This window comes from Lysobacter sp. ESA13C, assembly GCF_019970005.1.
GTDB classification, from domain to species: Bacteria; Pseudomonadota; Gammaproteobacteria; order Xanthomonadales; family Xanthomonadaceae; genus Lysobacter; species Lysobacter antibioticus_B.
The window spans coordinates 571,522-588,431 of record NZ_JAHXYK010000001.1 but is presented as its reverse complement, the minus strand read 5'-3'; the positions used below and the strand labels follow the sequence as shown (position 1 = coordinate 588,431).

The 16,910-nt window shown below is 67.7% G+C and carries 12 protein-coding genes; 7 read left to right on the top strand and 5 right to left on the bottom strand.

Annotated elements, in window-relative coordinates:
- Positions 1 to 83: 83 nt before the first annotated feature.
- Together LC490_RS02650 and LC490_RS24565 are read right to left on the bottom strand one after the other, a co-directional pair.
- Complete coding sequence (locus LC490_RS02650) at positions 84 to 1,529, bottom strand: Hsp70 family protein (RefSeq protein WP_223619197.1); 1,446 nt, start codon at positions 1,527 to 1,529, stop codon at positions 84 to 86.
- A gap of 332 nt (positions 1,530 to 1,861) precedes the next feature.
- Positions 1,862 to 3,478 carry an N-acetylmuramoyl-L-alanine amidase gene (locus tag LC490_RS24565; protein ID WP_223619196.1) on the bottom strand — a complete coding sequence of 539 codons (1,617 nt, stop codon included), beginning with the start codon at positions 3,476 to 3,478 and terminating at the stop codon, positions 1,862 to 1,864.
- Positions 3,479 to 3,877: 399 nt separating this feature from the next.
- Here LC490_RS24565 and LC490_RS02640 point away from each other — a divergent pair, with 399 nt between their 5' ends.
- From LC490_RS02640 to LC490_RS02625, 4 genes are all read left to right on the top strand, one after another.
- On the top strand, positions 3,878 to 6,340 hold the full coding sequence (locus LC490_RS02640) for a DEAD/DEAH box helicase (RefSeq protein ID WP_223619296.1): 2,463 nt from the start codon (positions 3,878 to 3,880) through the stop codon (positions 6,338 to 6,340).
- Positions 6,337 to 7,539: a ribonuclease H-like domain-containing protein gene (locus LC490_RS02635; RefSeq protein ID WP_223619195.1), complete on the top strand. Its 1,203-nt coding sequence runs from the start codon at positions 6,337 to 6,339 to the stop codon at positions 7,537 to 7,539. The genes LC490_RS02640 and LC490_RS02635 overlap by 4 nt, the downstream gene beginning before the upstream one ends.
- Before the next feature lie 278 nt (positions 7,540 to 7,817).
- The gene (locus LC490_RS02630; RefSeq protein ID WP_223619194.1) at positions 7,818 to 8,138 is read left to right on the top strand and encodes an I78 family peptidase inhibitor; all 321 of its coding nucleotides are present in this window, start codon (positions 7,818 to 7,820) and stop codon (positions 8,136 to 8,138) included.
- Positions 8,139 to 8,256: 118 nt separating this feature from the next.
- Complete coding sequence (locus LC490_RS02625) at positions 8,257 to 8,664, top strand: I78 family peptidase inhibitor (RefSeq protein WP_223619193.1); 408 nt, start codon at positions 8,257 to 8,259, stop codon at positions 8,662 to 8,664.
- A 94-nt stretch (positions 8,665 to 8,758) separates the two neighbouring features.
- Here LC490_RS02625 and LC490_RS02620 read toward each other — a convergent pair whose 3' ends face one another.
- Positions 8,759 to 8,959: a KTSC domain-containing protein gene (locus LC490_RS02620; RefSeq protein ID WP_223619192.1), complete on the bottom strand. Its 201-nt coding sequence runs from the start codon at positions 8,957 to 8,959 to the stop codon at positions 8,759 to 8,761.
- A gap of 245 nt (positions 8,960 to 9,204) precedes the next feature.
- Between LC490_RS02620 and LC490_RS02615 the strand changes: the two genes are divergently transcribed.
- Positions 9,205 to 9,699, top strand: coding sequence for a ribonuclease domain-containing protein (locus tag LC490_RS02615; protein ID WP_223619191.1), 495 nt, complete (start codon positions 9,205 to 9,207; stop codon positions 9,697 to 9,699).
- Positions 9,696 to 10,136: a barstar family protein gene (locus LC490_RS02610; protein WP_057916109.1), complete on the top strand. Its 441-nt coding sequence runs from the start codon at positions 9,696 to 9,698 to the stop codon at positions 10,134 to 10,136. Before LC490_RS02615 ends, LC490_RS02610 begins: the two co-directional genes overlap by 4 nt.
- 177 nt (positions 10,137 to 10,313) lie before the next feature.
- Here LC490_RS02610 and LC490_RS02605 read toward each other — a convergent pair whose 3' ends face one another.
- Positions 10,314 to 10,550: a hypothetical protein gene (locus LC490_RS02605; protein WP_031371801.1), complete on the bottom strand. Its 237-nt coding sequence runs from the start codon at positions 10,548 to 10,550 to the stop codon at positions 10,314 to 10,316.
- A gap of 69 nt (positions 10,551 to 10,619) precedes the next feature.
- Positions 10,620 to 11,885, bottom strand: a complete 1,266-nt coding sequence (locus tag LC490_RS02600) for a TCR/Tet family MFS transporter (protein WP_223619190.1) — start codon at positions 11,883 to 11,885, stop codon at positions 10,620 to 10,622.
- A gap of 514 nt (positions 11,886 to 12,399) precedes the next feature.
- Here LC490_RS02600 and gltB point away from each other — a divergent pair.
- Complete coding sequence (gltB, locus tag LC490_RS02595; RefSeq protein ID WP_223619189.1) at positions 12,400 to 16,869, top strand: glutamate synthase large subunit; 4,470 nt, start codon at positions 12,400 to 12,402, stop codon at positions 16,867 to 16,869.
- The last annotated feature ends 41 nt before the right edge of the window (positions 16,870 to 16,910 follow it).

Here is a 16,910-nt window from a genome sequence, read left to right as displayed (position 1 = left end):
TATCGCGCCTGCGTCGAGCGACGCAGGCATGGCGCGATTGGATCACAAGTCCTGCGGCGGCGCAGTCCTGTGCAGGCCGCCGATCAGCCCCGCGCCGCCGCGAACGCCAGCCCCGACACCACGCCGAGCGAGGCGTCGCCGGCGACCTGACGCGCGTTCGGGAAACACTGGCGCACGGTTTCGCGCACGTAGGGCGCGCGCGACATGCCGCCGGTCAGGAACACCGCGGCCGGGGCCTCACCAATCTCGGCACCGACCTCGCGCAGCAGTTCGGCCAGGTTGCCGAGGAACGGGTCGGCCGCGCGGGCCAGGTCGTCGGCGGTCGAGGCCAAGCCGAGATCGCGCTCGATGTAGTCCAGCGTGGCCTGGCTGTCGCCCTGCGTGCTCAACTGGATCTTGGTCGACTCCACCGCGCGGCTCAGGCGCGTGGTGTTGCCGGCCTGCTGCAGCGAAATCAGGCGCGGGCCGAACGGCGCGTCGACTTCGCGGTAGCTGTCGCGGCGCTGGAACTCGCGCTGACGCACCACGTCGTGCACGGTCGCGGCCTCGACGTAATGGTGCGCCGGCACCCGGGTCGCGCCCTTGCCGAACAGCGGCATGAAACGCGACAGGCTCAGCGACAGGTCGACGTCGACGCCGCCGCGGGCGATGCCCCAGGAGCCCAGCACCACCGGCGCCTGCGGGCCGCCGACTTCGGCCAGGGTGATGTCGGTGGTGCCGCCGCCGATGTCGACGACCAGGGTGCGGTGACGATCGGCGCTCTGCGCGTGATAGCCCAGCGCCGCCGCCACCGGTTCTTCGAGAAAGCTGACCTCGTCGAAGCCGGCGCTGGCCGCCGCCTCGGTCATGATCTCCAGGGCCTGGTCGCCGCCGGCCGCGCCGAGCGAGCTGCGGAACTGCACCGGGCGGCCGAGCACGGCGCGACGCACGTTGGCGCCGAGCTGCTGGCCGGCGGTCAGGCGGATGTGTTCGAGGATGTAGCCGGCGATGCCGACGATGGTCTGGCGCACGTGGGGCGCGAGCTGGTAGCCGAGCATCGACTTGGGCGATTGCACCAGGTTGCCGAAGCCTTCGCTCAGATAGGCCTCGACCGCTTCTTCGCCATACACCGCGTTCTGCAGCGAGGCCGCCGAGGCGCGCGCTTCGCGCACCTGCAGTTCCAGCCACTGCCGGCGCACCGCGCGGACGGCGTCGCGGCGCAGGTCCTGCTCGGAGCGCTGCGCCGGCGTCGGGATCATCGCCAGCGCCGCCTCGCGCTGTTCCGCCGGCAGACGCGCGGCGTGCTCGCGCCGCGCCTGCGCCTCGTTGATTGCGCGGGTCTGCTGGGTGCGCGCATTGCGCACCTGTGCCTCGACCTCGGCTTCCAGCGCGTCGGTCAGCTCGAACTGGCTCGGGTCCGGCACCGCCTCCGGGAAATACACCGTGGTACGGAACTGGCGCTCGTCGCCGAAGCGGATCGTGCGGACCTCGCCGTCGACGAGGGCCGCGGCGGCCGAATAGCTGGTGCCGAAATCGATACCGATCTTCATGGGGAAACTGAGGGTTCTGCGGCGCGCAAGGATACAGTGCCCCCGGCCCGACGGGGCTGAACCGTGGGGCGGTAAGCGAGGGATACCAGCGCCACGCCCATACCGGCTCTTCACTGGAAGCCCCGGCCGGAGGCGACGCCGGGTTTGGCGACGCGTCCGGCAGATCGCGCTATCGGTTTGCCTGCGGTGTCCGCCCGGCCCCATCGGGAGCGACTGCGCCGCACTGCCTCAGGCAGTGCGGCGCCACCTCAGTCAAACGAATGGAACCCCGAGCGGCCCATACGAAGAGCGCTCTAACCGACAACGCTCGCCCGGCAGAGCACAGGGCTGATCTACGTCGCCGGCCATTTGCAGGTATAGGTGTTGCGAACCGGCTGTGTACGCACGCCGTCCGCGTCGACCAGCGTGGTATCGACGGTGAAGGAAGCGTCGGCCACCTGATTTGGACTCGTGCAGAGAATCTGGTATTGCAACTGCGTCTGCGACAGCATGGTCGTCGACTTCACCATGTTGCTGCAGTTCCAGGTCGCCGGACAGCTCACGACTTTCGTTTCGGCCTTGACCGGAAGCTGCGGGTAGCCCTGGAAGTTGACCGTTACCGGGAACGCGGTATTGATGTTGCCGGTAGCCGCGGGGATCGAGGCGATCGCCTGTGTCGTGCACGGTTTGCCTTGGCGCCACATGCGATAGCCTTTTTCCACACCCCTCATGGCACCCTTCTGGAAATTCGTATCCTGAAGGGCCGCGGCATCGGTCGCGTTGGTGTGGAAGGCGGTTTCGACGATGATCGCCGGCATATGCGCCAGTTCGTTCTCGCCTTTATTGGTGAATCCAGTCGGAGCGGCCGCGACGGGAAAGCTGGCATAACCGGGGACCGCATGAATCTGCTCGGCCATGTAACACAGGACACTGCTGCCGAGCGCTCGACTGGTCTCGCGACCGGTATGGTAGGCGACGATCGTTCCGCGTGCGGTTCCGCTGCCGTCGTCGGCATTCGTATGGATGTTCAGTAGCGCGGTCGCATTGATGTGGTTGGCGAACATAGGGCGGGCATTGATGTCTTGATTGTACTGACGATCGTCGCCTTGATTGTCAGAAGTGCTCCATATGCTGGGGTTATCCGGAAACTGGCTTTCCAGATAGGTGCGCGCCGACATCTTCCACCACGGCTGGCCGGAAGGAAGATGGGTTGTGGTGGCGTGACTGCGCGGAATCCCCAGGTTCGCCGCCGAACGCGCGCCCAAGTACCCCTCGAGGTGCTGACCCAGGTACTGGGTGATGAAGTCCTCGAAGACTCCGTGGGGAGCCGTCGGACGCTGAAGCTTCCAAGTATTAGCGCCATAGAGGTAGTAATACCCATGCGCCGCAGATACGACCACCAGGTCGGCCGGCTCTACCGCCGTGGCCTTGGGCTGTCTCGGCGCAATTTCGTCTTGCGGAAAATACTTGTGGATGCTCTTTCCGTCGAACAAGAATCTGACCTCATCGATGGCGATCGTTCCGCTCAGAATCGACATCGCTGCCATCGCCAGCTCGTGCTGCTGGTCTTCGAAGCGCCCGCCGTTGTACTTCGGCACATAGGCCCTGCTCAGATCGATGACGAGAGCCTTGCTGGTTATGTCGAGGCTCGCTTTGACGCGAACGACCTTGCCCTGCCCCTCCAGACGTTTCTGTCGATCGACGATGCGCTGCAGTTCGTCGGTCAGCATCGCCTCTATCTTGAGTCGATCCTTGCTTGCAAAAATCGCCGCCGCCTTGCCGCTGCCCAGCGGCGCTACGACCTGGCCATCCGGCTTCGCTTGGGCCGCCGCAAGCGGGCTCTGCACGGCCAGCGTCGCCGCCACGATGCAAGCCGATGCCATGACGCTCAACAACGGCTGGCGACCTGCATTCGAACGCCCCTGCAAACGACGCGTACCGGTCGGATATCCTTTATTTTCATCGGTCACGATCTAATCTCCATTTAATTGGTGCTGAATCGACGGCCGTAACGATCGCCTTGCGAACGCATGCGATGCGAGATGTCGGCCATGTCCCTGCGCTCTTCCATGCGGCACTCGATCTTGATTCGGGATGTCGGCTGCCTATGCCGATCCCGATTGAGTCTTCGTAAGCGCCATGTTCGTCTTTTGAGTGCAAGTACGGTTGTCGCAACATCGTCGATGACGTTGTGGCCGAGCCATAACACCGATTCGAGTTTGCTTAGTGAAGCGCCATGGGACGAACGGCACGAGCAGGTGCCTGATCGTCAGTCCGGGTCGGCACGCCGTCTCACGGACTGAGATTGTCGTCGCGTACAACGAGACTCCGCCCCTGCAGCCGTCGCCCGCCTCGATATGTCCGCCTTGATCGATCCCTCCCAGCGCGACCTCGTCCCCGCCGCGGCCGCGCAGCGCGCCCTGGCCCGCGCCGACGAAGCCGTCGACGCCCGCCACGGCGGCGCGCTCGCCGAGCGCCTGCAGCACCGCTACCGCGACCGCATCACCGGCCGCTTCACCCTGCCCGGCCGCGAGGGCCGCTATGCACCGCTGCCGGAGGCCTTGCCGGAACCGCTCAAGGCGGCGCTGCGTGCGCGCGGCATCGACCGCCTCTACAGCCACCAGGCCGAAGCCTGGGACGCCGCCCAGGCTGGCGAAGACGTCGCCGTGGTCACCCCGACCGCGTCCGGCAAGTCGCTGTGCTACACCCTGCCGGTACTGGCCGCGGCGATGACCCAAGGCGCCAAGGCGCTGTACCTGTTCCCGACCAAGGCGCTGGCCCAGGACCAGGTCGCCGAGCTGCTGGAGCTCAACCGCGCCGGCGACCTCGGGGTCAAGGCCTTCACTTTCGACGGCGACACCCCCGGCGATGCGCGCCAGGCGATCCGCCTGCACGGCGACATCGTCGTGTCCAACCCGGACATGCTGCACCAGGCGATCCTGCCGCATCACACCAAGTGGGCGCAGTTCTTTGAGAACCTGCGCTACATCGTCATCGACGAAATCCACACCTATCGCGGCGTGTTCGGCAGCCATGTCGCCGACGTGCTGCGCCGGCTCAAGCGCATCTGCGCGTTCTACGGCGTCGCGCCGCAATTCATCCTGTGCTCGGCCACGATCGGCAACCCGCAGGCGCATGCACAGGCCCTGATCGAGCGCCCGGTGCGCGCGATCCTCGAATCCGGCGCGCCGACCGGCGACAAGCACGTGCTGCTATGGAACCCGCCGGTGGTCAATGCCGACCTCGGCCTGCGCGCCTCGGCGCGTTCGCAGAGCAACCGCATCGCCCGCATCGCGATCAAGGCCGGGCTCAAGACCCTGGTGTTCGCCCAGACCCGGCTGATGGTCGAGGTGCTGACCAAATACCTCAAGGACGTGTTCGACCACGACCCGCGCAAGCCCGCACGCATCCGCGCTTATCGCGGCGGCTATCTGCCGACCGAGCGACGCGAGGCCGAACGGGCGATGCGCGACGGCCGTATCGACGGCATCGTCTCGACCTCGGCGCTGGAGCTGGGCGTCGACATCGGCAGCCTCGACGTGGTCGTGCTCAACGGCTACCCGGGCTCGGTCGCGGCGACCTGGCAGCGCTTCGGCCGCGCCGGGCGCCGCCAGCAGCCTTCACTCGGCGTGCTGGTGGCCAATTCGCAGCCGCTCGATCAATACGTGGTCCGCCATCCGGACTTCTTCGCCGACGCCCCGCCCGAGCACGCGCGCATCGCCCCGGATCAACCGTTGATCCTGTTCGACCACATCCGCTGCGCCGCCTTCGAACTGCCGTTCCAGCACGGCGAGGCGTTCGGCCCGATCGATCCGGAGGTGTACCTGCAAGCGTTGGCCGAGACCGGCGTGGTCCATCGCGAAGGCGAGCGCTGGGAGTGGATCGCCGACAGCTATCCGGCCAATGCGGTCAGCCTGCGCTCGGTCGCCGACGGCAACTTCGTCGTGGTCGACCGCAGCGACGGCCGCCAGGCGATCATCGCCGAAGTCGACTACTCGGCCGCTGCGCTGACCTTGTACGAAGGCGCGATCCACATGATCCAGTCGCTGCCCTACCAGGTCGAACGCCTCGACTGGGAAGGCCGCAAGGCCTATGTCACCCGTACCCAGGTCGACTACTACACCGATTCGATCGACTACACCAAGCTCAAGGTACTGGACCGTTTCGACGGCGGCGAGGCCGGGCGCGGCGACAGCCACCACGGCGAAGTTCACGTGGTGCGGCGTGTCGCCGGTTATAAAAAGATCCGCTACTACACCCACGAGAACATCGGCTATGGCCCGGTCAACCTGCCCGACCAGGAGCTGCACACCACCGCGGTGTGGTGGCAACTGCCGCAGGGCGTGCTGCTGTCGCGGTTCGATTCGAAACAAGATGCGCTGGACGGCTTTCTCGGCGCGGCGCATGCGCTGCACGTGGTCGCCACCGTCGCGGTGATGGCCGACGCGCGCGATCTGCAGAAGTCGGTCGGCAACGGCGACGGCGCCTGGTTCGCGACCCAGGACGCCGGCGGGCGCGGGCAGTTGCGCGGCGCCGGCCACGAACTGGTGCCGGGCACGGCGATGGCCTCCCTCGACGTGCAGCAGTTCGTGCCGACGGTGTACCTGTACGACAACTTCCCGGGCGGCGTGGGGCTCAGCGAACCTTTGTGGCTGCGTCAGGCCGAACTGGTGACGCGCGCGCGCGAACTGATCGAACGCTGCGATTGCCGCGCCGGCTGCCCGGCCTGCGTCGGCCCGATCCTGGCGGCGGACGAAAGCCGCAACGAGAACACGCCGAAATCGCTGGCGCGGCAAGTGCTGCGCTTGCTCGGCGAAGGCGAGGACGCGTGAGCATCGATATCGCCAAGCTGCGCATGTTGCAGCGGCAGGCGGGGCGCGCGGTCGCAGATGCGGGAACGCCGAGTGACAAGGCAAGTCTCCCCCAGCCCCTCTTTTTCAAAGAGGGGAGCCAACCGCTTTCGCGGGAAGAGAGCGCGACGATCGCCAGGGCTACGAGCATCGCGGGCCTGGCCCGTGACGATGACGATGTTCGTTCCGTGCTTCCTGCCAACGTTCCAACCCGGGCATCGAAGGCACCGGAAGTCATCCCCTCTCCCCACACCGGCGCCAACGCTCCCCTCTTTGAAAAAAAGGGGCTGGGGGAGATTTGCTCTTCGCTCCCCGACGCCCGCACTCCCTTGTTCGGAGAAGGCGGGCTCCCCGAGATCCGCTCTGCGCGCCCCGACCTCGACGGCCTGCGGCGGTTGATCGCGCAACGCGAGCGCAAGCCAGGGACTTCGCCGCTGCCGCAACCGACCGCATTCGCTGCGCGGCCCACACAGGCGCCGGGCCCCATCGACCGCTCGGTGCCCGGCCAGGAGATCGCGCCCGGCCTTTACTTCAGCGAAGTCCACCTCAGCCTGCCGGCGCCGCAAGTTTCGCTGTCGCTGGCCTTCGCCAAACGTCCCGACGACGCGCTCGACCCGCGCCGTCTGATGTTCTTCGACACCGAGACCACCGGCCTGGCCGGCGGCACCGGCACCCGCGCTTTCATGATCGGCGCGGCCGACTGGCATCGCGACGCCGTGCACGGCGACGGCCTGCGTATCCGCCAGCTCACTATCGCCACCCTTGCCGCCGAGCCGGCGATGCTGCGCGCGTTCGCGCAGTGGCTGACACCGGACACGGTGCTGTCGAGTTACAACGGCCGCTGTTACGACGCGCCGCTGCTCAATACGCGCTACCGCCTCGCCCGCATCGCCAATCCGCTGGCCGGGCTCGATCATGTCGACCTGCTGTTCCCGACCCGGCGCCTGTATCGCGGCGTCTGGGAAAACTGCAAGTTGGCGACCATCGAACGCGAGCTGTTGCGGATCGTGCGCGAGGACGATCTGCCCGGCTCGCAGGCGCCGGCCGCGTGGCTGCATTACCTGCGCGGCGGCAGTTCGGCCTTGTTGCGTCGCGTCGCCGCGCATAACCATCAGGACGTGGTGACCTTGGCGCAGTTGATGCTGAAGCTGGTCGAGGCGCAGGCGGCCTTGCCGGTCTGAGCGACCGGCGCCGCATCGGACGGGCCCTGCGAGACATCGCCGTCGCACGCCCGTCGGTGGCGCAGCGGTAGCCACGATCGCGATCGCGGCTTGCGACCGAAGCCAATCCGCTTTGAATGCAACCCCTCTGTCCAAAGCCTGCTGTTGCGGCCGCGCATAGCGCCCGATTGAGTCATCTGGGTCGCGAGCACCCCGGCTACACTGCGCAGCCCGCGGCCTTCATACGCCGCACACGTCGCCGGTCGCACTCTGCCCGCGACCACGTCCGGAGCCTCGCCATGTCCCTGTTTGCCACCGACCGCCTCATCGGATTCCGTCCGCTCGTTGCCGGCGCCGTCCTCAGCCTCGCCCTGGCCGCCTGCGCCACGCCGATCCCGCCGACCGACATCGGCCCGGCCGCCTGCAACGCCGAAGCCGCGCGCTGGGCCATCGGCCGCGCCCCGGATGCCGACGTGGTCGAACGCGCCCGCGTCGAAACCCGCAGCCGCACCGTGCGTGTGCTGACACCCGGCATGGCGGCAACCATGGATTTCCAGCAAGACCGCCTCAACATCGACGTCAACGAACGCGGCGCCATCACCGGCCTGCGCTGCGGTTGAGGGCTGTGCGCACGGTCGCGGATCGCAGGATCCGCGGCCGGCGTTAACCTTGGGCACAGCTGTGCCGGGGCAGGCTCGGGCCAACGCGCCGCGCGCGCATCCAGCGAAGGACGTCGCCATGTCGAACCGGACCGCTCTCTCCCAGCCCCTGCACCGCCTGCTGTCCGGCGCGCTGCTCGCCGTGTCCCTGCCGCTGGCAATGGCCGCCTGCGCCGGCCCCCGCCCCGCCGATGAAATGCCGAGCGCCGCGGTCGAGCCGGCCGACGCTCAGGGCGCCAGCAGCATCGCCCCCGGCGAACCCTCGCCGATGCCGTCGCGCCGCACCTGCAACGCCGAAACGGCGAAGGCCACGCTGGTCGGCAAGACCGCCGATGCGGCCACCGTCGAGCAGGCGAAAGTCAGCGCCGGCGGCCACACCGTCCGTGTGCTCAAGCCCGGCCAGATGATCACCAAGGAGTATCTGGACGGCCGCGTCAACGTGCATGTCGACGACAAGAACGTCATCGTCGACGTCGGCTGCGGTTGATCGCAGGGCGGTTGAGCGCAGAAGCGGCGCTTATCCCTAGCGCTATCGCGTGCCGGCGAATCGAGCTTCGCCGGCACCCGAGCGATCACGCCACTCAGCTGGAGTAGTGGTCGCGGATGTGGGCGTGGTAGTAGCCGCCTTTCGAGGTGGCCGCGATCAGGCCCAGGTTCACGCTCTCGGGCACGCCGTGAAAATCGTAGTCCTGGCCCTCGACGAAGCGGATCCTCAGCAGCCCGGTCGCATGGTCGTAGCCGATCGCCTCGATGGCCGAGGAAGAAACACGGATCATCTCCATTGCATGCATCTCCTTGCGGGTGTGTGGTGGATCGCCCGGTGCCGCGGAAGGCGACGAATCGAGCGCGCCGTTCGAACCCCTCTATGAGACCACGACCCCGTCGCAGGGCCCGCGACGGGGCGCAGCGCGAGGGATAATTCAGCGACCAAGCGGTCGCTAGGACCGGCAGCGGCGCGGGTCGAAAGCTGCAAGCGCAGCCACGTCTCATGGCCTAAACTGCCGGCGTTATCCGCCAGGAGTCTCCGATGCGCCGTAATCTCTGGCTGATCGCCGCCGTGGTCTTGATCGGCCTGTGGGTCTGGAGCCAGCGCGGCATGCAGGCGCCGCAACCCGCCGTTCCCGCGCACGCACCGGTGACGCAGTCGCAACCGGCCATGCGCGATGACGCCATGCGCGATGACGCCGGGCACGACAACGCCGGACGCGGCCACGGCGAAACCCCGCCGATCGCCTCGATCGCACTGCCGCCGGAAGCGAACGACACCTTGCGCCGCATCGCCGCGGGCGGCCCGTTCGCGCATCGCCAGGACGGCGGCGTGTTCCAGAACCGCGAGCAACGCCTGCCGCGGCAACCGCGCGGCTATTACCGCGAGTACACGGTCGAAACGCCGCGTTCCGACGACCGCGGCGCACGCCGCATCGTCACCGGCGGCGATCCGCCGTCCGAGTACTACTACACCGGCGATCACTACCGCAGCTTCACCCGCTTCGACGTGCGGGCCGACGGAGGCGCACGATGAGCGGCTCGATCGATCCGCGCGAGTTGCTCGCCGATCCGGCCCAGGCAGGCGCCTACTTCATCGATGCACGCGACGCGCGTGCGCTGGCCGATGCCGCAGCCGAGCTCGAGTTCGCGGTCGCCCGCGTCGATTTCGCCGGCTGCGCCGACAAGGACGACGCGCTGGCGCGCATCGCCGCGGGCCTGCGTTTCCCGGCCTGGTTCGGCCACAACTGGGATGCGCTCAACGACTGCGTCAACGACTTGTCGTGGTGGCCGGCGCCGGGCTATCTGCTGTTGATCGAACACGCCGGCCCTTGGCAGGCCGAACACGGCGAGGACGCCGCGACCCTGGTCGAGATCCTCAACGACGCCGCGCAGGATTGGGCGAAGTCGCGCATCGCGTTCTGGGCGCTGCTGCCGCTGCCGCAGGCCGAGCTCGAACAGATGGCGCCCTGAGCCACCGCGACGCCGGCTTTCAGGGTAGGAGCGGCGCGAGCCGCGACCACGCAGTCACCCGTACGAACGTCCCCAGCCGCAGATTCGCGGTCGCGGCTCGCGCCGCTCCTACCCCAAGGCCGATCGCACCTCCGAGAACCGCGATCGACGGCTGCGGACGGCGCGAGCGCGCGAGGTTCAGCGCTCGTCGTCCTTTTTCTTGAAGTCGACCTTTTCCGAAGCGCCTTGCGAATCCCACTTCGCTTCGAGTTTGCGCTCGCACCAGGCCGGCGGGGTCTCGCCGGGACGCGTCGGGCCGCTCGCGCATTCGGGGCGCGCATCGACCGCGGCGTTGGTGTCGCGATATTCGACGCCGCTGCAGGCGCCGAGCATGACGACGGCGGTCAGAACGGCGAGGCCGGTGAATACACGCATGCAAGGCTCCTGTCGGGATGTCGCCGCCGACCTTCGCCGACGCGGCGAGGGCCCGCCAGTGTCATTGGTTCAGGCCACGACATCGGCTGCGGCCGGCGCCACCGCCGGCACGCGCGCATAGCGCCAGGCGATCAGCAGGCCGATGCCGAGCAAGGCGGCGGCGATGTACCACGGCGCACCCGGCAGGTGGATCGGCGCCGACTTGCCGATGAAGTAGCCGAAGCTGCTGGCGAAGATCGCCGGCCCGATCACGCCGGCCAGGCTGACCAGGCTCATCAGCGCGCCCTGGATGCGGCCCTGCTCGTGAGCGCCGACCTGACGCGTGACCAAGGCCTGGGTCGCCGGCGCCGCCATCGCCCACAAGGCGCTGATCGGCAGGCCGAGCAGGAAGATCAGGCCGGTGTCGGCGCTGCCGTAGACAATGAAGCCGATCACGCCGCAAGCCAGGCCGAACAGCAGGGTGCGGCGCTCGCCGAGCCAGGCGACCATGCGGCCGATCAAGGCGACGTTGACGATGATGTTGAACACGCCGACCACCGCCAGCACCCAGCCGACCTTGTCCAGGCCCCACTGGTATTGATAACCGGCGAACAGCACGAAGATGCTCGGATAGACGTAGTGGGCCATGTTGGCGATGAACACCACCGCGGCCAGGCCGAACACCTGCGGGTAACGCTTGAGCAGCATCTGCGAGCCGAACGGATTGGCGTGGGCCCAGTCGAAGCGCGCGGTGCGCTTCTCCGGCGGCAGCGATTCGGGCAGCACGAACCAGCCGTAGAAGAAGTTCAGCAGGGCCAGGCCGGCGGCGAACCAGAACGGCAGGCGCATGTCGATCGCGCCGAGCTGGCTGCCGATCACCGGGCCGATCACGAAACCGACGCCGAACGCGGCACCGATCATGCCGAAACTCTTGGCGCGCTGTTCCGGCGGGGTGACGTCGGCGACGTAGGCGTTGGCGGTGGTGAAGCTGGCCGCGGTGATGCCCGAGATGATGCGGCCGATCAGCAGCAGCGGCAGGGTGTTGGCCACCGCCATCAGGATGAAGTCCAGGCCCAGGCCGAGGCAGGAGATCAGGATCACCGGGCGCCGGCCGTAGCGATCCGACAGGCTGCCCTGGATCGGCGAGAACACGAACTGGATCAGCGCGAACACGGTGCCGAACAGACCGACCCAATAGGCCGCCTTGGCGGTGTCGCCGCCGACGAAGTCCTCGATCAGGTGCGGCAGCACCGGAATGATCAGGCCGAACGACAGCACGTCGATCAGCACGGTGATGAAGATGAAGACGAGCGCAGCACGACGCGCGCCCGAAGCAGGAGCGATGGGAGGAGTCATGAATGCCAAAGGGGGCGAAAGGCTTGCGAGTGGCGCAGTCTAGCGCGCAGGCGAGTGTGCGGCAGGGTCGTTTGTCACCGCGCGATGGTTTCTGACGTTACTAATTGCCCGACGAATCGAGAATTTTCCCATCGAGATCATTGGCTTACAAAATCGCTTGTGAGCGCGCGCGCTCACAGTTCCGTGCGCGTGTAAGCAGGGCAAATTCCGCGTCCATGGGTGAATTGCCGCATCGCACAATTTGTGCTTTAGTCGAAACACGCTCGGTTTTGACACTGCCGGTGCGGGACGAGTCCCGCGCCAGTGGCGGATGCGCCCTGCGCGTAACAGTGACCTCAAGATCCTCCAGCAACACCGCCAAGCCAACCAATCGATATCGCGAACGTCGCTTCGCGTTGGGGAACCGCCTCCAGGGACCAGTTTTAGAACATCGATGCAAGGACCCGGTCAGACCACAACGTAAAGCGATAGCGAGCTAGCGATCCACGGAACACCCCACCGGTCCGGAGATGCGATGCAAGCCAGGCAACAAAGTCTGTACGACCCCCGCGACGAGCGGGACAGCTGCGGTTTCGGACTGATCGCGCAACTCGACGATCGCCCTAGCCGCGCCCTGGTCGACCGCGCCCTCGAGGCGCTCTCGCGCATGACCCACCGCGGCGGCGTCGCCGCCGACGGGCTCAGCGGCGACGGTTGCGGCTTGCTGATCCGCCATCCCGACGCCTTCCTGCGCCTGATCGCGCGCGAAGCCAACATCCGTCCGGGCCCGCACTTCGCTTCCGGCCTGGTGTTCCTGCCGCGCGACACCGCGCTGGCCGCCCAGGCCCGCGACGTACTCAACGAAACCCTGCGCAGCGAAGGCATGCGCGTGACCGGCTGGCGCGTGGTGCCGGTCGATGTGGCGGCCTGCGGCGAACTCGCCCGCCAGACCATGCCGCGCATCGAGCAGATCTTCGTCGACGCCGCCACGCCGTTCGACCCGGCCGGGTTCCAGCGCTCGTTGTTCCTGGCGCGCCGCCGCGCCGAACAGCGCCTGCGCCAGACCGATGCCGACGCCTTCCAGGACTTCTACGTGGTCAGCCTGTCCTCGGCCAGCATCGGCTACAAGGGCATGGTGCTGCCGGACCGGCTGATGCAACTGTATCCGGACCTGCAGCGCCCCGAGCTGGCCGCGAGCGCGGTGGTGTTCCATCAGCGCTTCTCCACCAACACCACGCCGCGCTGGCCGCTGGCGCAGCCGTTCCGCCTGCTCGCCCACAACGGCGAGATCAACACCATCGCCGGCAATCGCGCCTGGGCGCAGGCACGCGCGCACGCCTGGCGCACGCCGGTGCTGGACCTGCGCGAGTTCGACCAGGTGGTCGGCACCGACGGCTCGGATTCGCAAAGCCTCGACAACATGCTCGAGGTGCTGCAGGCCGGCGGCATGGACCTGCTCAAGGCCATGCGCATCCTGATTCCGCCGGCGACCCAGTCGCTGGAGTACAAGGACGCCGACCTCGCCGCGTTCTACGAGTACTACGCGCTCAACACCGAACCGTGGGACGGTCCGGCCGGCATCGTCACCTGCGACGGCCGTTACGCCGCCTGCACTCTCGACCGCAACGGCCTGCGCCCGGCGCGCTGGCTGCGTTCGCGCGACCGCCACTTCCTGATCGCCTCGGAAGCCGGCGTGTGGGAACTGCCGGTCGAGGAAATCGAGGCCAAGGGCAAGCTCGGCCCGGGCGAGATGATCGCCGCCGATCTCTACCAGGGCGAATTGCTCGACTCCGAGGCGATCGACCGCATCAACCGCGCGCGCGCGCCGTACAAGCGTTGGCTCAAGCAGGGCATGACCTACCTGCACAGCGAGTTGATCGACCCCAACCTGACCGCCGAACCCTTCGATCACGACACCCTGGCCGGCTTCCAGAAGCTGTTCCAGCTGACCCGCGAAGAACGCGAGCAAGTGCTGCGCCCGCTCGCCGAGATCGAGCAGGAAGCGACCGGCTCGATGGGCGACGACGTGCCGATGGCGGTGCTGTCGCAACAAGTGCGCTCGCTCTACGACCACTTCCGCCAGGCCTTCGCCCAGGTCACCAACCCGCCGATGGATCCGTTGCGCGAGGACTGCGTGATGTCGCTGGCGACCCAGATCGGGCGCGAGGGCAATGTCTTCGTCGACGGCCCCGGCAACGTCGGCCACATCCACCTGAACTCGCCGGTGCTCGCGCAACGCAAGCTGCGCCAGTTGCTGTCGATGGCGCCGTACGACCAGTCGCACCGCTACATCGATCTGAACTACAGCGCCGAGGAAGGCCTGAAGGCGGCGATCCAGCGCCTGTGCCTGGAAGCCGAGGAAGCCACCCGCGACGGCATCGTGCTGCTGATCATCAGCGACCGCCGCCCGCGCCGCGAATGCCTGATGATGCATGCGCTGCTCGCGACCGGCGCGATCCACCAGCACCTGGTGCGGGTCGGCCTGCGCTGCGAAGCCAACCTGATCATCGAGACCGGCACCGCGCGCGATCCGCACCATTTCGCCTGCCTGATCGGCTTCGGCGCGACCGCGGTGTATCCCTACCTGGCTTACCAGACCCTGCACGACCTGGGCGCGCGCGGCATCCTGCGTACCAAGCACGGCGAGGTCGCGCAGATCGGCCGCAGCTACCGCCGCGCGATCAAGAAGGGCCTGCTCAAGATCATCTCGAAGATGGGCATCGCGACCATCGGCAGCTATCGCGGCGCGCAGTTGTTCGAAATCATCGGCCTGGACCGCGAAGTGGTCGAGCTGTGTTTCGCCGGCACGCCCTCGCGCATCAGCGGCGCCGGCTTCGATTTGTTGCAGGAAGACAACCAGACCCTGGCCGACCTCGGTTGGGACGCCAACCGCCTGCCCGAGATCGGCGGCCTGCTGAAGTACACGCCGGGCGGCGAATACCATCTGTTCAATCCCGACGTGGTCACCCGCCTGCAGCGCGCGGTCGGCAGCGGCGACTGGGCCGATTGGCAGCACTACGCCGAAGCGGTCAACGAACGCCCGACCGCGGCCCTGCGCGATCTGCTCGAACTCAACAGCGACACCGCCACCGCGATCCCGCTGGAGGAGGTCGAACCGGCCGAAGCCATCGTGCGCCGTTTCGATTCGGCGGCGATGAGCCTGGGCGCGTTGTCGCCCGAAGCGCACGAAGCGCTGGCGATCGCGATGAACCGCCTTGGCGGGCGCTCGAATTCGGGCGAAGGCGGCGAAGACCCGGCACGCTACGGCACCGACAAAGTCTCCAAGATCAAGCAGATCGCCTCGGGCCGGTTCGGCGTGACCCCGGAGTACCTGGTCAATGCCGAAGTGCTGCAGATCAAGGTCGCGCAGGGCGCCAAGCCCGGCGAAGGCGGTCAGTTGCCGGGCCACAAGGTCAACGAACTGATCGCGCGCTTGCGCTATGCGATGCCCGGCATCGGCCTGATCTCGCCGCCGCCGCATCACGACATCTATTCGATCGAGGACTTGGCGCAGCTCATTCACGATTTGCGCCAGGTCAATCCGCAGGCGCTGATCTCGGTCAAGCTGGTCTCGCACGCCGGCGTCGGCACCATCGCCACCGGCGTGGTCAAGGCCGGCGCCGACCTGGTTACCGTGTCGGGCCACGACGGCGGCACCGGCGCCAGCCCGCTGTCGTCGATCCGCTACGCCGGCACGCCGTGGGAACTCGGTTTGGCCGAAGCGCGCCAGGCGCTGGTCGCCAACGACCTGCGCGACCGGGTGATCCTGCAGACCGACGGCGGCCTCAAGAGCGGCCTCGACGTGGTCAAGGCCGCGCTGCTCGGCGCCGAAAGCTTCGGCTTCGGCACCGCGCCGATGATCGCCTTGGGCTGCAAGTACCTGCGCATTTGCCACCTCAACAACTGCGCGACCGGCGTGGCGACCCAGGACGCCGGTCTGCGCCGCGACCATTTCACCGGCCTGCCCGAACGCGTGGAGAACTTCTTCCGCCTGCTCGCCGAGGAGGTGCGGCATTGGCTGGCTTCGCTCGGCGTGCGCACGCTCGGCGAAATCGTCGGCCGCACCGATCTGCTGCGGCAGAGCCAAGGCGAGAGTGCGCGCCAGCAACGCCTGGATCTGGCGCCGCTGCTCGCCGGCACCGGCCTTGCCCACGGCGGCCATTGCGGCATGCCCGCGCCGGTAGAGGCGCCCGACGGTCTGTCGGCGCAACTCGAAAGCGATCTGGCCGACGCCATCGCGAACAAGTCCGGCGGCGAGTACGGCTACAAGATCCGCAACACCGACCGCAGCATCGGCGCGCGTTTGTCCGGACGCATCGCCCGCCTGCACGGCGACCGCGGTATGAGCGATGCGCCGCTGACCCTGCGTTTCAGCGGCACTGCCGGCCAGAGCTTCGGCGCCTTCCAGGCCGGCGGCTTGCACTTCGAGCTGTCGGGCGAAGCCAACGACTACGTCGGCAAGGGCATGGCCGGCGGCCGCATCGTCCTGCGCCCGCCGAGCGGCGCGCGCTACGTCGCCCACGAGACGCCGATCCTCGGCAACACCTGTCTGTACGGCGCCACCGGCGGCGAGCTGTATGCGGCCGGCCGCGCCGGCGAACGCTTCGGCGTGCGCAACTCCGGCGCGACCGCGGTGGTCGAAGGCGCCGGCGACCACTGCTGCGAGTACATGACCGGCGGCGTGGTCGCGGTGCTCGGCCGCACCGGCCTGAACTTCGGCGCCGGCTTCACTGGCGGCATGGCCTACGTGCTCGACACCGAGCGCGACTTCGTCGACCGCTACAACCACGAGCTGATCGACATCCTGCGCATCTCCGCCGACGGCTTCGAGCATCACCGCTCGCACCTGCACGACCTGCTCGAAACCCACGTCGCCCTGACCGGCAGCGCCTGGGCGCGCCGCATCCTCGACGAGATGCGCGACTACATGGGCAAGTTCTGGCTGGTCAAGCCGAAGGCAGCGAGCCTGGAATCGCTGGCCGAGACCTTGAGGAGTGCGGCGTGAGTCTTTCCTCGATGCTTGCGACGGCAACAGCAAATCCCCCC